This window comes from Enterobacter sp. IF2SW-B1 (assembly GCF_001743375.1).
Lineage (GTDB): Bacteria > Pseudomonadota > Gammaproteobacteria > Enterobacterales > Enterobacteriaceae > Enterobacter > Enterobacter bugandensis.
Window position 1 is genome coordinate 551799 of the sequence record NZ_MJAA01000001.1, and the last position, 14861, is coordinate 566659.

Sequence of the window (14861 nt, forward strand, 5' to 3'; positions counted from 1 at the left end):
TTTAAATGAACGCAGCGATCCGCTGTCAGAAAAACCAACGAGGAGTGATGCAAAATGGCAAAAGTTCTGGTGCTCTATTATTCCATGTATGGACACATTGAAACCATGGCTCACGCGGTAGCAGAAGGTGCAAACAGAGTGGACGGCGTTGAGGTTGTGGTAAAACGCGTACCGGAAACCATGCAGGCGGAAGCGTTCGCCAAAGCCGGGGGAAAAACACAAAATGCCCCGGTCGCCACCCCGCAGGAGCTGGCGGAGTATGATGCCATTATCTTCGGCACCCCGACCCGCTTCGGCAATATGTCAGGCCAGATGCGTACCTTCCTCGATCAAACCGGCGGGCTCTGGGCATCCGGGGCGCTGTACGGCAAACTCGCCAGCGTATTCAGCTCTACCGGCACCGGCGGCGGCCAGGAGCAGACGATTACCTCAACCTGGACTACCCTTGCTCATCATGGGATGGTGATTGTGCCAATTGGCTACGGCGCGCAGGAGCTGTTTGACGTTTCTCAGGTGCGCGGCGGGACGCCGTACGGCGCAACCACCATTGCCGGTGGGGATGGCTCACGTCAGCCAAGCAATGAAGAACTCTCTATCGCCCGCTATCAGGGTGAATACGTCGCGGGTCTCGCTAAAAAACTGAACGGCTAACCCAACAGGAGGAAAAGTATGCCAACACAGGAATCCAAAGCTCACCACGTGGGCGAATGGGCAAGTTTACGCAACACCTCTCCGGAGATTGCCGAAGCCATCTTTGAAGTCGCGAACTACGACGAAAAGCTGGCCGAGCAGATTTGGGAAGAAGGCAACGATGAAGTGCTGATTCGCGCCTTCGAAAAAACGGACAAAGACTCGCTCTTCTGGGGCGAGCAAACCATCGAACGTAAAAACGTCTAAGCGTTCCCCCCCGCCGCAGCGGGGGGTTCTCTTTTACTTCGCCGCGTTATTCATGACCGCATTGAATTTATCAACCGGACAGAAGCCGTTCGCGTCCACCGGACAGCCCTTCAGCTCCAGCGTCACGCGCTGCGCGGGCGACTGCAGTGTCAGCACGCTGGCGTTGCGCAGCTGCTCCGCGCTCTGGTAGACATACTCAATTTTCATCAGCTCCTGATTGCTGTTTTTGTCGTGCCAACGCTGGAAGACAATCTTGCCGCCGATCGGGGTCCGTTCCTGCTGGTCATGCAGCTGATACGGCTTGAAATCCAGCGCGGTGAGCAGTGAAGCGATGTTCGAATCGTGCCCTACCAGCAGAGTAATCTTAGGCGCTTTCGCCTGTTCGGTGACCAGCGTTTTATCGATATATTTCACCAGCGGCTTCGCCACGTTTTGCGCCACCTCGGTGGAGGTAAACAGCGAGTCCTGATAGCCGTTCTTCAGCTTCGACAGCACGCGCCACTGCTGGTCGGTCTTGATTTCACCCCAGGCCACCTGGTCGGCCGGGAAACCTTCGTAATACTGCAGCGTGAACGCGTCCACCAGCGAGTTACCCACCTTAAGCGGCCCGGATACGCCAGGCTCTTTTTCATAGTCGGCGCTGAAGGTATCTTTCGCGTCTGCCAGCGAGCAGACCTTTTTCTCTTTGCAGGACGGAGAGTCAGCGTAGTTCGTCAACTGCTCCAGCAGCTTATAGCTTTCACCAAGCTGCATTTTCTGCCGCTCGGACTCCATCGCCTTGAGCGCTTTTTCGCGGAATTCCGGCGAGTTGTCGGTAATCACCGGATTAAAGGTCGGATCCATGGTGCCCATTTTTTCCTGATGATGCACGGGGACGTCGCACCCCGGGAACGCGCCGGTAATAAAGAACTGCGCGGTGGCGACAGTACGCTGCAGGCTGTTGGCGTAAGCATAAACGCTATCCGCTGGCGGACACTCTCCCGTCTTCACCATCCCCTGCTCTGCCAGCCACTCGCGCATGTAATGGCCCATATAGACTTCCAGCACGCCGCCTTTGGTGGTGAGCTGACCGCCCGGCACGTCCCACTCCGGCCACTGCTTCGGCGTGGACTGCTCCAGCACGCTGCCGTTGTTGGCGAGCGGCGCGCGCAGGTTGTGACGGCTCATGATTAACACCTGCTCCAGCTGATAGCCTTTCGGCGTCTCCTGCGCCTGTGCGCCAAAGGTCATTGAAAGGGTACCTGCCACGGCCACTGCGAGTAGTGCTTTTCTCATCCCTCGTTCCTCACGTTTTTTTAATGTTCCAGTGAGTGTGACAGATTCGTGACAGTTTTTTCGGGAAGCATTTCTCAAACTGATGATTAACGTGCTTACGGTGGGCGCTAATTAGTTTTATAATAAAACCATACCCCACCGGAGACCTGACCGTGAAACGCACCCGCCTTGAAGAGAGCACCTGCCCCGTCGCCCGTTCGCTGGATATCATTGGCGACTGGTGGTCGCTGCTGATCGTTCGCGACGCGCTGCGCGGGATTAAACGCTTCGGCGAGTTTCAGAAAAGCCTCGGTATCGCAAAAAACATGCTCACCTCGCGGCTGAAGCTGCTGGTCGATGAAGGCATCCTCCGGCTTCAGCCCGCCTCCGACGGCAGCGCCTGGCAGGAATACGTTCTGACCGACAAAGGACGCGCGCTCCAGACGGTGCTGGTTGCTCTCTCCCAGTGGGGCAATGAATTTTTGTTCGCGGAAAACGAATGCGGCACCGTTCTCGTCGATAGCGAACAGCGCAAACCCCTGCGTAAACTGGCGCTTATCGCCGACGATGGGCGCGAGCTGACGCCTGAAGAGATCGTGGCTAAACTCCCCTCCTGATCGTTCCCAACGGCAAAAGCACAAAATGCCCGGCAAAATGGTTGCATTATAAAACCAAATAGCAGAGAGTTAATTCAGTTTCATATTGAAACCAAATAACCCACTTTGCTTTGAGGTAACACACAATGACTACGCAAATCACCACCGCCTTAATTACCGGCGCCTCTTCCGGGATCGGGGCCGTCTATGCCGATCGCCTTGCCGCGCGCGGCGCTAACCTGGTCCTGGTCGCCCGCCGCGAGGATCGCCTGAGAGCCCTCGCCGCCGACCTGCGCGCGCGCTATGGCGTGGCCGTCGCTATACTGGTGGCCGATCTCAGCGATGAAGCCGGGATCCGCGCCGTGGAAAATGAACTGCGCCACAATACAGCCATCGATACGCTGGTAAACAACGCGGGCACCGCGCAGATGGCCCCGTTCCTCACGGGCGATGTGGCGCAGCATCAGGCCATCAACACCCTCAACACCACGGCGCTGATGCGTCTGACCTACGCCATCCTGCCCCGCCTGGCGCAGAACAATCGCGGGACGCTGATCAATATCGCCTCGGTGTTATCGCTCCATGTCCGTGCGGGCAGCGCGCTGTACAGCGCCACCAAAGCCTGGGTACTGAGCTTTACCCGCGGACTGCAGGAAGAATTTGCCGATAGCAGCGTGCGCATTCAGGCCGTGCTGCCCGCCGCGACGGCGACGGAGATCTGGAGCCATTCAGGGGTTACGGTGAACGATCTGCCGGAAGGGTCGGTGATGACCACCGACGATATGGTCGATGCGTCACTGGCGGGTCTGGATCAGGGCGAACAGATCACTATTCCGCCGATGCATGACGCCGCCCTGTGGGATCGCTACGAAGCGGCGCGCCTTGAGCTGTTTAACAGCGCGCGCACCGGGGTTCCGGCACCGCGCTACGTTAAACAGTAGCCTAACGCTCAAGCTGGTCGCCGTACTCGCTCATCCAGGCGGCCAGCGGCGAAAGTGCGTCCTGCAGGGTTAACCCCAGCTCGGTAATTTGATACTCCACGCGCGGGGGGATCTCCGGGTAGACCGTCCGCGTCACCAGCCCGCGCTGCTCAAACAGGCGGAGCTGCTTCGTCAGCTCTTTCTGCGTGATGGGGGCAGCGGCACGCAGCAGATCGCCAAAGCGTACGGGCGTATTGAACACAATCAGGCGATAGAGAATGGGGATCGCCCACTTACCGGATATAAGGTTGACAAACTGCGTCATCGGGCAGGTATACGCCTCAGATTTTTTTTCGCAGCACACCTCCAGCATTTCTGCCATAGCACACCTCTTGCCTCGTTAGTATCCATTTGGTACCTGGTTTCCTTTCGATACTAACGTTTCTATAGTGCTTTCTCCAGTGACATTTCAGGAGAAGAACATGGGTCGTTTAACCGATAAATATACGCTGATTACCGGCGGCACCAGCGGCATTGGTCTTGCCACCGCGCAGGCGTTTATCGCCGAAGGGGCGCGCGTCGCCGTGACCGGACGCAACCCGGACACCCTCGCCGAAGCAGAGCGCATTCTGGGCGATAAGGCCTGGGTGATCCCAACCGACGCAGGCGATATCGCGTCGCAAAAAGCGCTGGCGGAAACCCTCGCCGCCCGCTGGCCACGCCTGGACGCGGTGTTTCTCAACGCTGGCGACGTGACGCACGCGCCGCTGGAAGCCTGGCAGGAGGATGCGTGGGACCGCCTGATGGGCATCAACCTGAAGGGACCGTTCTTTCTAATTCAGGCGCTGCTGCCGCTGCTGAATAACCCATCGTCGGTGATCCTCTGCGGCTCCGTGAGCGCACGCATCGGCCTGCCCACCAGCAGCGTGTATGCCGCGAGCAAGGCCGCCCTCCTGTCGCTGGCGCGTACGCTGTCGGCGGAGCTGCTGCCGCGCGGGATCCGCGTCAACGGGTTGAGCCCCGGTCCGGTGGAAACGCCGGCATTTACGAAGACGGGCTTAAGCGAAGAGACGCTTAACGCGATGGTGGCGGAGATCATCAAGCTGGTGCCGCTCGGCAGAATGGGCTCGACGACGGAGCTGGCAAAAGCCGCGCTCTATCTGGCGTCCGACGAGTCGAGCTACACGGTAGGAACGGAGCTGCTGGTGGACGGCGGAATGGGGAGTCTGTAACTCAAAAGGCGCTGATGCCGGTGACCGCACCGACATACAGCGCCGCCCATGCACAGGCGGAAAGCAGGCTGACGACGTAAACTTTGACGGCGTTCAGCCTGAGCATCCCCGCCGCCAGCGGCACGACATAACGCAACACCGCCAGAAAGCGCGACGTAAACAGTACGATGACACCGTTTTTTTGCAGCTGATGCTGAACCCGTAAAAACGTAGCGGCATGCTTCTCCGTAAAGCGCGCGACAAGCCGGGTGTGCCCCATCAGCTGGCCGATATGGTAGTTCAGCACCGATCCCGCCGTTGCCCCCAGCACCACGGCGAGCCACGCCAGCGCCGGGTGCATGCTCCCCTGGCTGACGCCGATGCCCGCCAGCAGCATCACCGAGGCGGGCGGCAGCACGGAGGAGATCAGCACCGTGGACTTGCTCAGCGCCATTACGAATAACAGCGCGAACAGATGTGCCGGATAAAGCGCAAAATGATTCAGCAGATTATCAAACCACGCCATTTTCCTTCCCCCCGTTAATTAATCCTCCATTTAAAAGGAATAACCTTAAATAAACCCTCAACATTTTATTAATAAGATTTACCTAAACCTTCCTTAAACATTATTTAATTTCCTGAGCGATAAATTTAAACAAGCGTATTATTCCTCACGCTTTACAACGATCTCGTTATGGCGAGGCTCCTGTACAAATACACGTTATCGCTCTGGTGGGTTCGAGAGAACCGGCACAGGGTAAAACAGGCACTGTCGAATCAAGGCTTTGTCAGTATAACTTCCCTTGCGGGATACGGTGTACAGTGCTGAACCCAGGACGTGGGGATCTCCTTTCCGACATGCCCTGTCTTGCTCGCCCCTGAGAGATTTTATTATTCAAAGGGAATTCACTATGTCTTACGCTATTCACAACCACAACCTGGCATTCAATGACAGCGCGGTCGCGCAATATATGAATACCGATTTTATTGTCCTCGACGTTTCATTATGCGTGGCGCTGGCGCGCGAGCAATTCTTCGAAAAATTAAAAGACGATGATATTCCGTCGCATATTTTTATTGAAGACCATGGACGCCTGGCGGGCATGATTGCGGTACGCAAATTATTGCAGGTCACGGATACCGTGCAGCCAATTAAAAGCCTGATGATTTCGCAGTTTTTGCAGGTCAAACCGGAAGATGAACGAGCCGATGTCGCCGGACTTCTGGCCCACGGCGAGGCGGACGTCGTGCCGGTGGTAACCCACGGCAAGGTCGTCGGCTGCCTGACCGAGCGCGAAATCGCCCATCTGCTGGAAGATGACGTCACCGAAGACGCCCAGCTTCAGGGGGCGACGCTGCCGCTGGAGAAGCCCTATCTGGAAACCAGCGCCTTCAGCCTGTGGAAGAAACGCTCCGTATGGCTGCTGCTGCTGTTTGTCGCGGAAGCCTACACCAGCTCGGTGATCCAGCACTTCGAAGAGGCGCTGGAGTCTGCCATCGCGCTGGCGTTCTTTATTCCGCTGCTGATCGGCACGGGTGGCAACAGCGGAACGCAGATCACCTCCACGCTGGTGCGCGCCATGGCGCTGGGTGAAGTGCATCTGCGCGACGTAGGCCGCGTGCTGCGCAAAGAGATGACCACCTCGCTGATGATTGCCGTGACGCTCGGTATTGCCGGGTGCATCCGCGCCTGGATGATGGGTATCGGGCTGGAAATCACGCTTATCGTCAGCCTGACGCTGGTATGCATTACGCTCTGGAGCGCGATTGTGTCGTCAGTGATCCCGATGGTGCTCAAGCGCTGCGGCATTGACCCGGCGGTCGTCTCCGCGCCGTTTATCGCGACGCTTATCGACGGTACCGGGCTGATTATCTACTTTAAGATCGCGCAGTATACGCTGGGGCTGGAGTAACGCGATCCGCCAGCTGAATCACCGCACGCGAAAACGCCTCAATCGCCAGCGCAACATCCTCAGCCATCACCGATTCCGCCGGGTGGTGGCTGACTCCGCCCCTGCAGCGCACGAACAGCATGCCCACCGGCCAGCGTTCCGCGATGGCAATCGCATCGTGGCCCGCGCCGCTGGGCAGCGAAAGCGAGCGCCCCTGTACCGATTTGACGGCCTCCCCCAGCACGTTCTGCAGGTGCAGATCGCACGGCGTGGCGGCAATGCGGTAAAACTCCTCGGCGCTAAATGCCAGCCCGCGGCGCGATGCGATCGCCCGGGCATGTTCCAGCAGGTCGTTGAGCAACCTGTCCAGCGGTGCATCCTGCGGGCCGCGAATATCGAGCGAGAGCTGAACCTCACCGGGGATCACGTTGACCGCTCCCGGCAGACAGCGCAATTCCCCGACCGTCGCCACCAGGTTGCCGCCCTGCTGTCGGGTAGCGTTTTCAACGATAACCATCCACTCGGCGGCGGCGGCCAGCGCGTCTCTGCGGTGGAGCATCGGCACGGTTCCCGCATGTCCGGCCTCGCCGGTGAAGCGACAGTTCAGGCGACGGGCGCCGTTAATGGCTTCCACCACGCCAAGCGCGAGCGCCTCCTGCTCAAGGCACGGCCCCTGCTCAATATGCAGCTCAAGATAGGCGCTGAAATCTTCCTGACGCCTTGCGGCATGCGACACGCGGGCAGGATCGAGCCCCGCCTGGGTCATCGCCTGCGCCACGCTGATGCCGCTGGCGTCAGTTTTTTCCAGCCAGCCCTGCGGCCAGGTGCCCGTCAGCCCCCGGCTGCCTAACAGCGTAATGCCGAAGCGGGTGCCCTCTTCATCGCAAAAGCCGACAATCTCGATGGCCTGCGCCAGATGCATACCCTGCTGATGCAGGCTGTCCACCACTTCAATGGCCGTGAGCACCCCGAGCATGCCGTCGTAGCGTCCCGCGTTGCGCACGGTATCCAGATGCGATCCAAGCAGCACCGCCTGCGCCCCTTCCTGCGCCCCCTCATAGCGTCCACAGATGTTGCCCACGCTGTCCTGCCAGACGGTCATGCCCGCCTGGCTCATCCACTGCCCCACCAGCTGGTTGGCCTGCAGATGCTGCACCGAGAGATAGACCCGGGTCAGCGCATCCGGGGTTTCGCTGATGGCGGCCAGCGCGTCGGCGCGCGCCATCACCCGTTCTGCCGCCGGGCTCATTGCGGCGTCTCGCGGAGATAGTGATCCCACGCGGCCTGCATGGCCGCACCCTGCGTGGTGGTGAATTTCAGGTAGTTCAGCACCGACTCCAGCGCGCTCAGGGTGGTCATCACGCAGTCCTTGCGCGCGTTGTAGCCCATGGTGCCGATGCGCCACACCTTGCCGTGCAGCGGGCCAAACGAGGTGCCGATTTCAATCCCGAAATCCTCCAGCATCAGCTTACGCACCTGGTCGCCGTTGATGCCCTGCGGGATGACCACGCCCAGCACGTTGTTCATCTTGTGCTTCAGATCGCCAAAGGTCTCCAGCCCCATCGCCTGAATGCCCTTCAGCAGCGCATCGCCGTGCAGCCTGTGGCGGGCGATGCCGTTATCCAGCCCTTCCTGCAGGATCAGACGCGCGCACTCGCGGGCGCCAAACAGCGCGGTGGTCGCTTCGGTGTGGTGGTTGAGGCGCTCCGGCCCCCAGTAGTCCATCACCATGCCGAGATCGAAATAGTTGGAGTAGATCATCTCCTCATCGCCGTCTCGGTGGGCGTCGGTGCGAATGCCCTCCTCAACGCATTTGCGGCGGCGGATCGCCTCCTCCATGCGCGCGCTCAGGGTGATCGGCGACGTGCCCGACGGGCCGCCGAGGCACTTCTGCATCCCGGCCGAGACGGCGTCCAGCCCCCAGGCGTCGGTCTCCAGCGCGTTGCCGCCGAGCGACGCGGTGGCATCGGTGTAAAACAGCACGTCGTAGCGGCGGCAGATGGCGCCGAGCTCCGCGAGCGGCTGCAGCATGGTGGTGGAGGTGTCGCCCTGCACGGTTAGCAGCAGGCGCGGACGAATACGCTTAATCGCATCCTCCACCTGGTCCGGGGTGAACACCTCGCCCCACGGCACCTCGATGGTATGCACCTCCGCGCGGCAGCGGCGGGCAATTTCGCACAGCAGGTGTCCAAAGCGGCCAAAGACCGGCACCAGCACTTTATCTCCGGGGCGGATGGCGGAGACCAGAATGGCTTCAATCCCCGCCCGGGAGGTGCCGTCCACCAGCATCGTCCAGTGGTTCTCGGTGCGAAACACGCCGCGATAGAGCGCCATCACCTCGTTCATGTAGTGGGTCATGGCCGGATCGTACTGGCCAATCAGCTGGCTCGACATGGCGCGCAGCACGCGCGGGTCGGCGTTGATCGGCCCCGGCCCCATCAGCAGGCGCTGGGGCGGGTTGATTTGCGGAAAGTGTGCGATATCCATTGTTAAGTCCTTATCAGTTGAGGCCGCGCACGGAGGAGATGAACTGCTTCAGTTCCGTGGTCTGCGGGTTGGCGAACAGCGTTTTGCTGTCGCCCTGCTCCCAGACTTTCCCCTGGTGCATAAACACCACGCGGTCGCCCACTTCGCGGGCAAAATTCATTTCATGGGTCACGAGAATCAGGGTCATCCCCTCGGCCGCCAGCTGCTCCAGCACCTTGAGCACTTCGCCCACCAGCTCCGGGTCGAGCGCGGAGGTGATCTCGTCGCAGAGTAAAACTTTAGGCGACATCGCCAGCGCGCGGGCAATCGCCACGCGCTGCTGCTGGCCGCCGGAGAGGCTCGACGGGTAGTAATCCAGACGATCGCCAAGCCCCACTTTCTCCAGCATGCGCTGGGCCAGTTCGCGGCATTCGGCGGCGCTTTTCTTCAGCACCCGACGCGGGGCAAGCATCACGTTCTCCAGCGCCGTCATGTGCGGGAACAGGTTAAAGCTCTGGAACACCATCCCGACCGAGCGGCTGATTTCACGCGCCTGAGAATCCCGGTCGGTAATGGTCATGCCGCCCAGCTTGATGCTTCCGTCCTGATACCCTTCCAGGCCGTTGATGCAGCGCAGCAGCGTGCTTTTGCCCGATCCGCTGCGCCCGATAATGGAGATCACCTGGCCCATATCGATATCCAGATCGACGCCCTTGAGCACGTGGTTATCGCCGTAGTACTTCTGCACCTGATTAATGGTGATGAGAGGCATTGAATTTGGTCTCCAGATAGCGGCTGTAGCGCGACAGCGGATAACACAGAATAAAGTAGCCCAGCGCCACCAGCGCAAAGACCTTAAACGGCTGATAGGTCACGTTGGTCAGCATGGTGCCGGCCTTGGTCAGCTCGATGAAGCCGATAATCGACGCCAGCGCGGTACCTTTGATCACCTGCACCGCAAAGCCCACCGTCGGGGCGATGCCGATGCGCAGCGCCTGCGGAGCGACTACGCGAAACAGGGTCTGGCCGAAGGTCAGGCCCAGGCAGCGTGAGGCTTCCCACTGCCCCTTCGGCAGGGCGCGAATGCTGCCGTACCAGATATCGAGCAGAAATGCGCTGGTGTAGAAGGTTAACGCCAGCGAGGCGGCGGTCCACGGCGAAACGTCGATGCCGAACAGTGCCACGCCGAAGAAGGCCAGGAACAGCTGCATCAGCAGCGGGGTGCCCTGAAACAGCTCGATATAGCCGCGGATAATGCGCTTCACCGTGCGCCCGCCCGTCAGGCGCAGCAGCAGGAGCGGCAGCGTTACCACCGCCCCGCCGACAAACGCCACCAGCGACAGCAGTACCGTCCAGCGTCCGGCCAGCAGCAGGTTGCGAATAATGTCCCAGTCGGTAAAGGTGGTCATCATGCCTGCACCCCCAGCCATTTGCGTCCTGCCGCCATCATCAGCTGGCGCAGGGTAATCGACAGCGCTAAGTAAATCCCGGTTGTCACCAGATAGACCTCAAAGCTCAAAAACGTTCTGGACTGGATCAGGTTAGCGGCGAAGGTCAGCTCTTCATACGAGACCTGCGACACCACCGACGAGCCGAGCATCACGATGATGCACTGGCTCACCAGCGCCGGATAAATGCGCTGCAGCGCGGGCGGCAGCACCACGCGAATAAACGTCTGCAGACGGGTCAGCCCCAGCACGCGCCCGGCCTCCCACTGTCCTTTCGGCGTGACCTGAATGCCCGCGCGGATAATTTCGGTGCTGTACGCGCCCAGGTTCACCACCATTGCCAGCAGCGCCGCCTCCCCCGCCGTCATCTTCAGGCCAAGATTCGGCAGGCCGAAGACGATGAAAAACAGCTGCACCACAAACGGCGTGTTGCGGATGATCTCCACGTAGCCGCCCCAGATCCGGCTGTACCAGGTGGTGCGTCCGCTGCGGATCGCCGCGCCGAAAATCCCGATTGCCAGCCCGCCGACGGTTGCCATTACCGTCAGCTGAATGGTGACCCACAGCCCCGCCAGCAGCTCCGGCCAGTGCGGCCAGAGGGCTGAAAAATCAAGTTGCTCCGTCATCGGCTCAGGCGCCAAGGTTTGCCGGCAGCGGGGCCTTCAGCCATTGCTCAGACAGGCCGTTCAGCGTGCCGTCCTTGATGCCCTGCTCAATCAGCGCATCCACTTTCGCCTTCAGGGCCGGTTCGTTCTTCTTCAGGCCGATAAAGCACGGTGAGTCTTTCAGCATAAAGCTCGGCACCGGGGCTTTATCCGCGTTCTGCCGTGAAATGGCCGCCACCACGAGGTTGCCGGTCGCCACGTACTGCACCTGGCCGGAGAGGTAGGCCGAGAGCGTGGTGTTGTTGTCTTCGTAGCGTTTCACGTTGGCGTCTTTTGGTGCCAGGCCGGTCAGCACCATGTCCTCCACCGCCCCGCGCGTCACGCCGATGGTTTTTCCGCTCAGCGCGGCGGCGTCCTTCAGCTCAGCCCCTTTCGGGCCAAACACGCCGAGGAAGAACGGCGCGTAGGCGCGGCTGAAGTCGATCACCTTCTCGCGTTCCGGGTTTTTACCGAGGCTGGAAATGACCAGATCCACCTTGTCGGTTTGCAGGTACGGCACGCGGTTGGCGCTGGTCACCGGCACCAGCTGCAGCTTGAGCTTCATCTGTTTCGCCAGATAGCGCGCCATGTCTATGTCGTAGCCCTGCGGCTGCAGATCGGTCCCCACCGAGCCAAACGGCGGGAAATCCTGCGGAACGGCAATGCGAATGGTGCCGCGCTTCTCGATATCCTGAAGCTGGTCAGCCTTTGCTGGCAGCTGAGTGAAGAGACATGCGGCCCCGGCCAGTGCAATAAATAGTTTTTTCATGGTGCTTCCCCGTAACGTTAACATGAAACAAAAGATTCTTTGAATGTGATTTTGCAACTAATGTGCCAGATAAGGCGAAGCGGGGAATTTTCTCTTAAAGCCTGATCAAACGCGGACGGGGCGAAAATACTCTCTATTTTCGCCCCGTTCATTTGCACCATTACAATGCAAAGCACCAGTCTGATGCCCCATTATCGTTGTTCGAGTTCGTCCAGCTGCTGGTAGAGGGAGGCAATCTCGTGAATGCGCGGACGGCCTTTATCGAGAATGTCATGCAGGAAGGCGTTCGCCAGCAGGTTGATCAGGCTGTTGACCGAGGAATAACTGTCATAGGCGGAGACGCTGTCCAGCGGGGCGCAGAGCTGCCAGCTCGCCAGCGGAAACAGGCTGTGGGCCTGCGGCTCGCACATCAGCAGCACCGGAATACCGCTACTCTGAAGCTGCTGCATCAGCGGACGAATGATGCGCGGGCGGCGGCGGAAGGCCATCATCACCACCAGATCGTCCGGCGTTAGGTCCACCAGCTCCTCGCTCAGGCTCTGCCCCGGCTGCGGCAGGACCAGCACCTGACCGCGCGCCTGCAGCAGCTGCTGGCGCAGGTGGAGCGCCGCCGGATAAGCGTTACGCATGCCGATAATGACGATGCGCCGCGCCTTGACCATGCAGGCCATGGCGTCGGCAAACTGCTGCGCGTCAAGGGCATTAACCCACTGGGTCAGGTTCGCCATCTCCTGCTTGTAGTGGCGCGCCAGCAGCGTGTTGCCCTGCACCGCGTCGCGGTTATCGGTGAGCGGCATCCCGCTCTGGCGCAGGGTGCGCAGCTCGTCGCGCATATCCTTATATTTCTCATAGCCCAGACGCTTAAACAGGCGGCTGACCGTGGCTTTCGACACCCCGCTCAGCTGCGCCAGCTCGGCGCTGTTGTAGCTGATCAGGTCGTCAAAATGGTCGAATATAAAGTCTGCCACCCGTTGCTCCTGCGGCGACAGCGACGGGTATTGTGCTTTCAGACGTTCATCCAGTTGTTCCATAGCGCCTCTGTAACTTTTGTTTCATCACATTATACCTTTCTTTATACGTATTCATTATACGTGCCAGCTTACTGAAACTTTTCTTTCAGAACTGGAACAGCTTTTGCAGCGCCTTGTGACTTTCAGTGTTACGAGGACTTCTCATGCAAAGCAACGTCTCCACGCACGGCATGGCCGTTGCGCCCCACCATCTTGCCAGCCAGAGCGCGCTGGCGGTGTTGCGCGAAGGCGGCAGCGCGATTGAAGCGATGGTCGCGGCGGCGGCCACCATCGCCGTGGTTTACCCCCACATGAACGGGCTGGGCGGCGATGGCTTCTGGCTTATCGTGCCGCCAGAAGGCGACCCCATCGCCATTGACGCCAGCGGCGCGGCGGGATCGCGCGCGACGCTTGCCGCCTACGACGGGCACACGCACATTCCCCATCGCGGACCGCAGGCGGCGCTGACCGTCGCCGGCACGGTGAGTGGCTGGGACGAGGCGCTGAAAGTCTCCCGCGAGATGACCGGCAAGTCGCTGCCGCTGGCCCGCCTGCTGGCCGACGCCATTGACTATGCACAGAACGGCGCCCCGGTCACGGCCTCACAGGTCCATGCCACGGCCAGTAAATTCGACGAGCTTAAGGCCATCCCCGGCTTCGCAGAAACGTGGCTGGTGAATGGTAAGCCGCCGCAGGTCGGGAGCCGTTTTTACCAGCCCGCCATGGCCTCAACCCTGACGCGCCTGGCGGAGGACGGTCTCGACAGCTTTTATCGCGGCCCGCTGGCGAACGTGCTGGCGCACGGCTTGGAGACGCTGGGCATGCCCGTGACGCTGGCCGATCTTAACGCGCACGTTGCCCGGCGCACCGCGCCGCTGAAGTTGCAGCATCAGCAGGGGGAGATCTTTAACCACGCCCCGCCGACGCAGGGGCTGGTCTCGCTGGCGATACTCGGCATCACCGACCGCCTGAATATGGCGGAGGCCGACGACGCGGACACCATTCACCGCATCGTTGAAGCCACCAAGCTGGCCTTTGGCCTGCGCGATGCCCACATTACCGACCCGCGTGAGCTGAAAACCGAGATTCAGAAACTGCTGGATCCCGCCGCCCTGCAGGCGCTTGCCGACAGGGTTGACGACGGCCACGCCGCGCCGTGGGGAACCGGAAAAGGGCCCGGCGATACGGTGTGGATGGGGGTGATGGATAACAGCGGGCTTGCCGTGTCGTTTATCCAGAGTATTTATCACGAGTTCGGCAGCGGCGTGGTGCTGCCCGATACCGGCATCGTCTGGCAGAACCGGGGGGCGTCGTTCAGCCTCGACCCCGCTCATCTTCTGGCCCTCGCGCCGGGCAAACAGCCTTTCCATACCCTGAACCCGGCGGCGGCGCGTCTTAAGGACGGGCGCGTAATGGTCTACGGATCGATGGGCGGTGACGGACAGCCGCAAACCCAGGCCGCGCTCTTTACCCGCTACGTGGTTCAGGGCGTCCCGCTGCAGGAGAGCATCACCCGCCCGCGCTGGCTGCTGGGGCGTACCTGGGGGCAAACCTCGGACACGTTAAAGCTGGAAGGACGATTTAGTGCTGAGACGGTCGCTGAACTGCGGGCGCGGGGGCATGAGGTCGAACGCTTCACGGACTTTAGCGAAGCTATGGGCCACGCGGGCGCGATTGTCCGGCACCCCAACGGGCTGTTTGAAGGGGCGTTTGACCCGCGCAGCAACGGCGCGGCCGCCGGATACTGAGGAGAA

At 60.4% G+C, this 14861-nt stretch carries 17 protein-coding genes and 1 riboswitch; of the genes, 7 read left to right on the plus strand and 10 right to left on the minus strand.

The window, feature by feature from the left end:
* Window positions 1–54: 54 nt before the first annotated feature.
* Window positions 55–651, plus strand: a complete 597-nt coding sequence (gene wrbA / locus A6013_RS02790) for an NAD(P)H:quinone oxidoreductase (RefSeq protein ID WP_041910554.1) — start codon at window positions 55–57, stop codon at window positions 649–651.
* Between the two features lie 18 nt (window positions 652–669).
* Window positions 670–897: a YccJ family protein gene (locus A6013_RS02795; RefSeq protein ID WP_028012649.1), complete on the plus strand. Its 228-nt coding sequence runs from the start codon at window positions 670–672 to the stop codon at window positions 895–897.
* Between the two features lie 33 nt (window positions 898–930).
* On the opposite strand, the gene agp is transcribed toward A6013_RS02795, so the two are convergent.
* Window positions 931–2172 carry a bifunctional glucose-1-phosphatase/inositol phosphatase gene (gene agp / locus A6013_RS02800; protein WP_069732506.1) on the minus strand — a complete coding sequence of 414 codons (1242 nt, stop codon included), beginning with the start codon at window positions 2170–2172 and terminating at the stop codon, window positions 931–933.
* 152 nt (window positions 2173–2324) lie between these two features.
* Here agp and A6013_RS02805 point away from each other — a divergent pair, with 152 nt between their 5' ends.
* Window positions 2325–2768, plus strand: coding sequence for a helix-turn-helix domain-containing protein (locus A6013_RS02805; RefSeq protein ID WP_028012647.1), 444 nt, complete (start codon window positions 2325–2327; stop codon window positions 2766–2768).
* Between the two features lie 125 nt (window positions 2769–2893).
* Window positions 2894–3688 carry an SDR family oxidoreductase gene (locus tag A6013_RS02810; protein WP_069732507.1) on the plus strand — a complete coding sequence of 265 codons (795 nt, stop codon included), beginning with the start codon at window positions 2894–2896 and terminating at the stop codon, window positions 3686–3688.
* 1 nt (window position 3689) lies between these two features.
* Here A6013_RS02810 and A6013_RS02815 read toward each other — a convergent pair whose 3' ends face one another.
* A complete protein-coding gene (locus A6013_RS02815) occupies window positions 3690–4049 on the minus strand; it encodes a helix-turn-helix domain-containing protein (protein WP_023335206.1) in 360 nt (119 codons plus the stop codon).
* A gap of 100 nt (window positions 4050–4149) precedes the next feature.
* Here A6013_RS02815 and A6013_RS02820 point away from each other — a divergent pair, with 100 nt between their 5' ends.
* On the plus strand, window positions 4150–4899 hold the full coding sequence (locus A6013_RS02820) for an SDR family oxidoreductase (protein ID WP_069732508.1): 750 nt from the start codon (window positions 4150–4152) through the stop codon (window positions 4897–4899).
* Between the two features lies 1 nt (window position 4900).
* On the opposite strand, the gene A6013_RS02825 is transcribed toward A6013_RS02820, so the two are convergent.
* The gene (locus A6013_RS02825) at window positions 4901–5404 is read right to left on the minus strand and encodes a DedA family protein (protein ID WP_069732509.1); all 504 of its coding nucleotides are present in this window, start codon (window positions 5402–5404) and stop codon (window positions 4901–4903) included.
* A gap of 155 nt (window positions 5405–5559) precedes the next feature.
* Window positions 5560–5729, plus strand: a riboswitch (M-box (ykoK) riboswitch).
* A gap of 60 nt (window positions 5730–5789) precedes the next feature.
* Here A6013_RS02825 and A6013_RS02830 point away from each other — a divergent pair.
* Entirely contained in the window at window positions 5790–6791 is a 1002-nt protein-coding gene (locus A6013_RS02830; RefSeq protein ID WP_069732510.1) for a magnesium transporter, read from the plus strand.
* On the opposite strand, the gene hpxK is transcribed toward A6013_RS02830, so the two are convergent.
* The 7 genes from hpxK to hpxU form a co-directional block, all read right to left on the minus strand.
* On the minus strand, window positions 6757–8019 hold the full coding sequence (gene hpxK / locus A6013_RS02835) for an allantoate amidohydrolase (protein WP_069732511.1): 1263 nt from the start codon (window positions 8017–8019) through the stop codon (window positions 6757–6759). The two genes, A6013_RS02830 and hpxK, sit on opposite strands and share 35 nt — an antisense overlap.
* A complete protein-coding gene (locus A6013_RS02840) occupies window positions 8016–9257 on the minus strand; it encodes an alanine--glyoxylate aminotransferase family protein (RefSeq protein WP_069732512.1) in 1242 nt (413 codons plus the stop codon). Before A6013_RS02840 ends, hpxK begins: the two co-directional genes overlap by 4 nt.
* 13 nt (window positions 9258–9270) lie before the next feature.
* A complete protein-coding gene (locus tag A6013_RS02845; RefSeq protein WP_008499843.1) occupies window positions 9271–10008 on the minus strand; it encodes an amino acid ABC transporter ATP-binding protein in 738 nt (245 codons plus the stop codon).
* Window positions 9989–10645: an amino acid ABC transporter permease gene (locus tag A6013_RS02850; protein ID WP_014883296.1), complete on the minus strand. Its 657-nt coding sequence runs from the start codon at window positions 10643–10645 to the stop codon at window positions 9989–9991. Before A6013_RS02850 ends, A6013_RS02845 begins: the two co-directional genes overlap by 20 nt.
* Entirely contained in the window at window positions 10645–11310 is a 666-nt protein-coding gene (locus tag A6013_RS02855) for an amino acid ABC transporter permease (RefSeq protein WP_041912033.1), read from the minus strand. Before A6013_RS02855 ends, A6013_RS02850 begins: the two co-directional genes overlap by 1 nt.
* Window positions 11311–11314: 4 nt before the next feature.
* Entirely contained in the window at window positions 11315–12097 is a 783-nt protein-coding gene (locus A6013_RS02860; protein ID WP_045261681.1) for a transporter substrate-binding domain-containing protein, read from the minus strand.
* A 191-nt stretch (window positions 12098–12288) separates the two neighbouring features.
* Entirely contained in the window at window positions 12289–13128 is an 840-nt protein-coding gene (gene hpxU / locus A6013_RS02865; protein ID WP_045261682.1) for a MurR/RpiR family transcriptional regulator HpxU, read from the minus strand.
* 143 nt (window positions 13129–13271) lie between these two features.
* Between hpxU and hpxW the strand changes: the two genes are divergently transcribed.
* A complete protein-coding gene (gene hpxW / locus A6013_RS02870; RefSeq protein WP_069732513.1) occupies window positions 13272–14855 on the plus strand; it encodes an oxamate amidohydrolase in 1584 nt (527 codons plus the stop codon).
* Window positions 14856–14861 lie beyond the last annotated feature (6 nt).

Excerpts from the sequence above, each read along its gene's own strand:
- A6013_RS02855 (WP_041912033.1), bottom strand. The coding sequence starts at position 11,310 with ATGACGGAGCAACTTGATTTTTCAGCCCTCTGGCCGCACTGGCCGGAG.
- hpxK (WP_069732511.1), bottom strand. The coding sequence starts at position 8,019 with ATGAGCCCGGCGGCAGAACGGGTGATGGCGCGCGCCGACGCGCTGGCC.
- A6013_RS02860 (WP_045261681.1), bottom strand. The coding sequence starts at position 12,097 with ATGAAAAAACTATTTATTGCACTGGCCGGGGCCGCATGTCTCTTCACT.
- A6013_RS02815 (WP_023335206.1), bottom strand. The coding sequence starts at position 4,049 with ATGGCAGAAATGCTGGAGGTGTGCTGCGAAAAAAAATCTGAGGCGTAT.
- A6013_RS02845 (WP_008499843.1), bottom strand. The coding sequence starts at position 10,008 with ATGCCTCTCATCACCATTAATCAGGTGCAGAAGTACTACGGCGATAAC.
- A6013_RS02825 (WP_069732509.1), bottom strand. The coding sequence starts at position 5,404 with ATGGCGTGGTTTGATAATCTGCTGAATCATTTTGCGCTTTATCCGGCA.
- A6013_RS02810 (WP_069732507.1), top strand. The coding sequence starts at position 2,894 with ATGACTACGCAAATCACCACCGCCTTAATTACCGGCGCCTCTTCCGGG.
- agp (WP_069732506.1), bottom strand. The coding sequence starts at position 2,172 with ATGAGAAAAGCACTACTCGCAGTGGCCGTGGCAGGTACCCTTTCAATG.
- hpxW (WP_069732513.1), top strand. The coding sequence starts at position 13,272 with ATGCAAAGCAACGTCTCCACGCACGGCATGGCCGTTGCGCCCCACCAT.
- A6013_RS02830 (WP_069732510.1), top strand. The coding sequence starts at position 5,790 with ATGTCTTACGCTATTCACAACCACAACCTGGCATTCAATGACAGCGCG.
- A6013_RS02820 (WP_069732508.1), top strand. The coding sequence starts at position 4,150 with ATGGGTCGTTTAACCGATAAATATACGCTGATTACCGGCGGCACCAGC.
- A6013_RS02850 (WP_014883296.1), bottom strand. The coding sequence starts at position 10,645 with ATGACCACCTTTACCGACTGGGACATTATTCGCAACCTGCTGCTGGCC.
- A6013_RS02795 (WP_028012649.1), top strand. The coding sequence starts at position 670 with ATGCCAACACAGGAATCCAAAGCTCACCACGTGGGCGAATGGGCAAGT.
- wrbA (WP_041910554.1), top strand. The coding sequence starts at position 55 with ATGGCAAAAGTTCTGGTGCTCTATTATTCCATGTATGGACACATTGAA.
- A6013_RS02840 (WP_069732512.1), bottom strand. The coding sequence starts at position 9,257 with ATGGATATCGCACACTTTCCGCAAATCAACCCGCCCCAGCGCCTGCTG.
- hpxU (WP_045261682.1), bottom strand. The coding sequence starts at position 13,128 with ATGGAACAACTGGATGAACGTCTGAAAGCACAATACCCGTCGCTGTCG.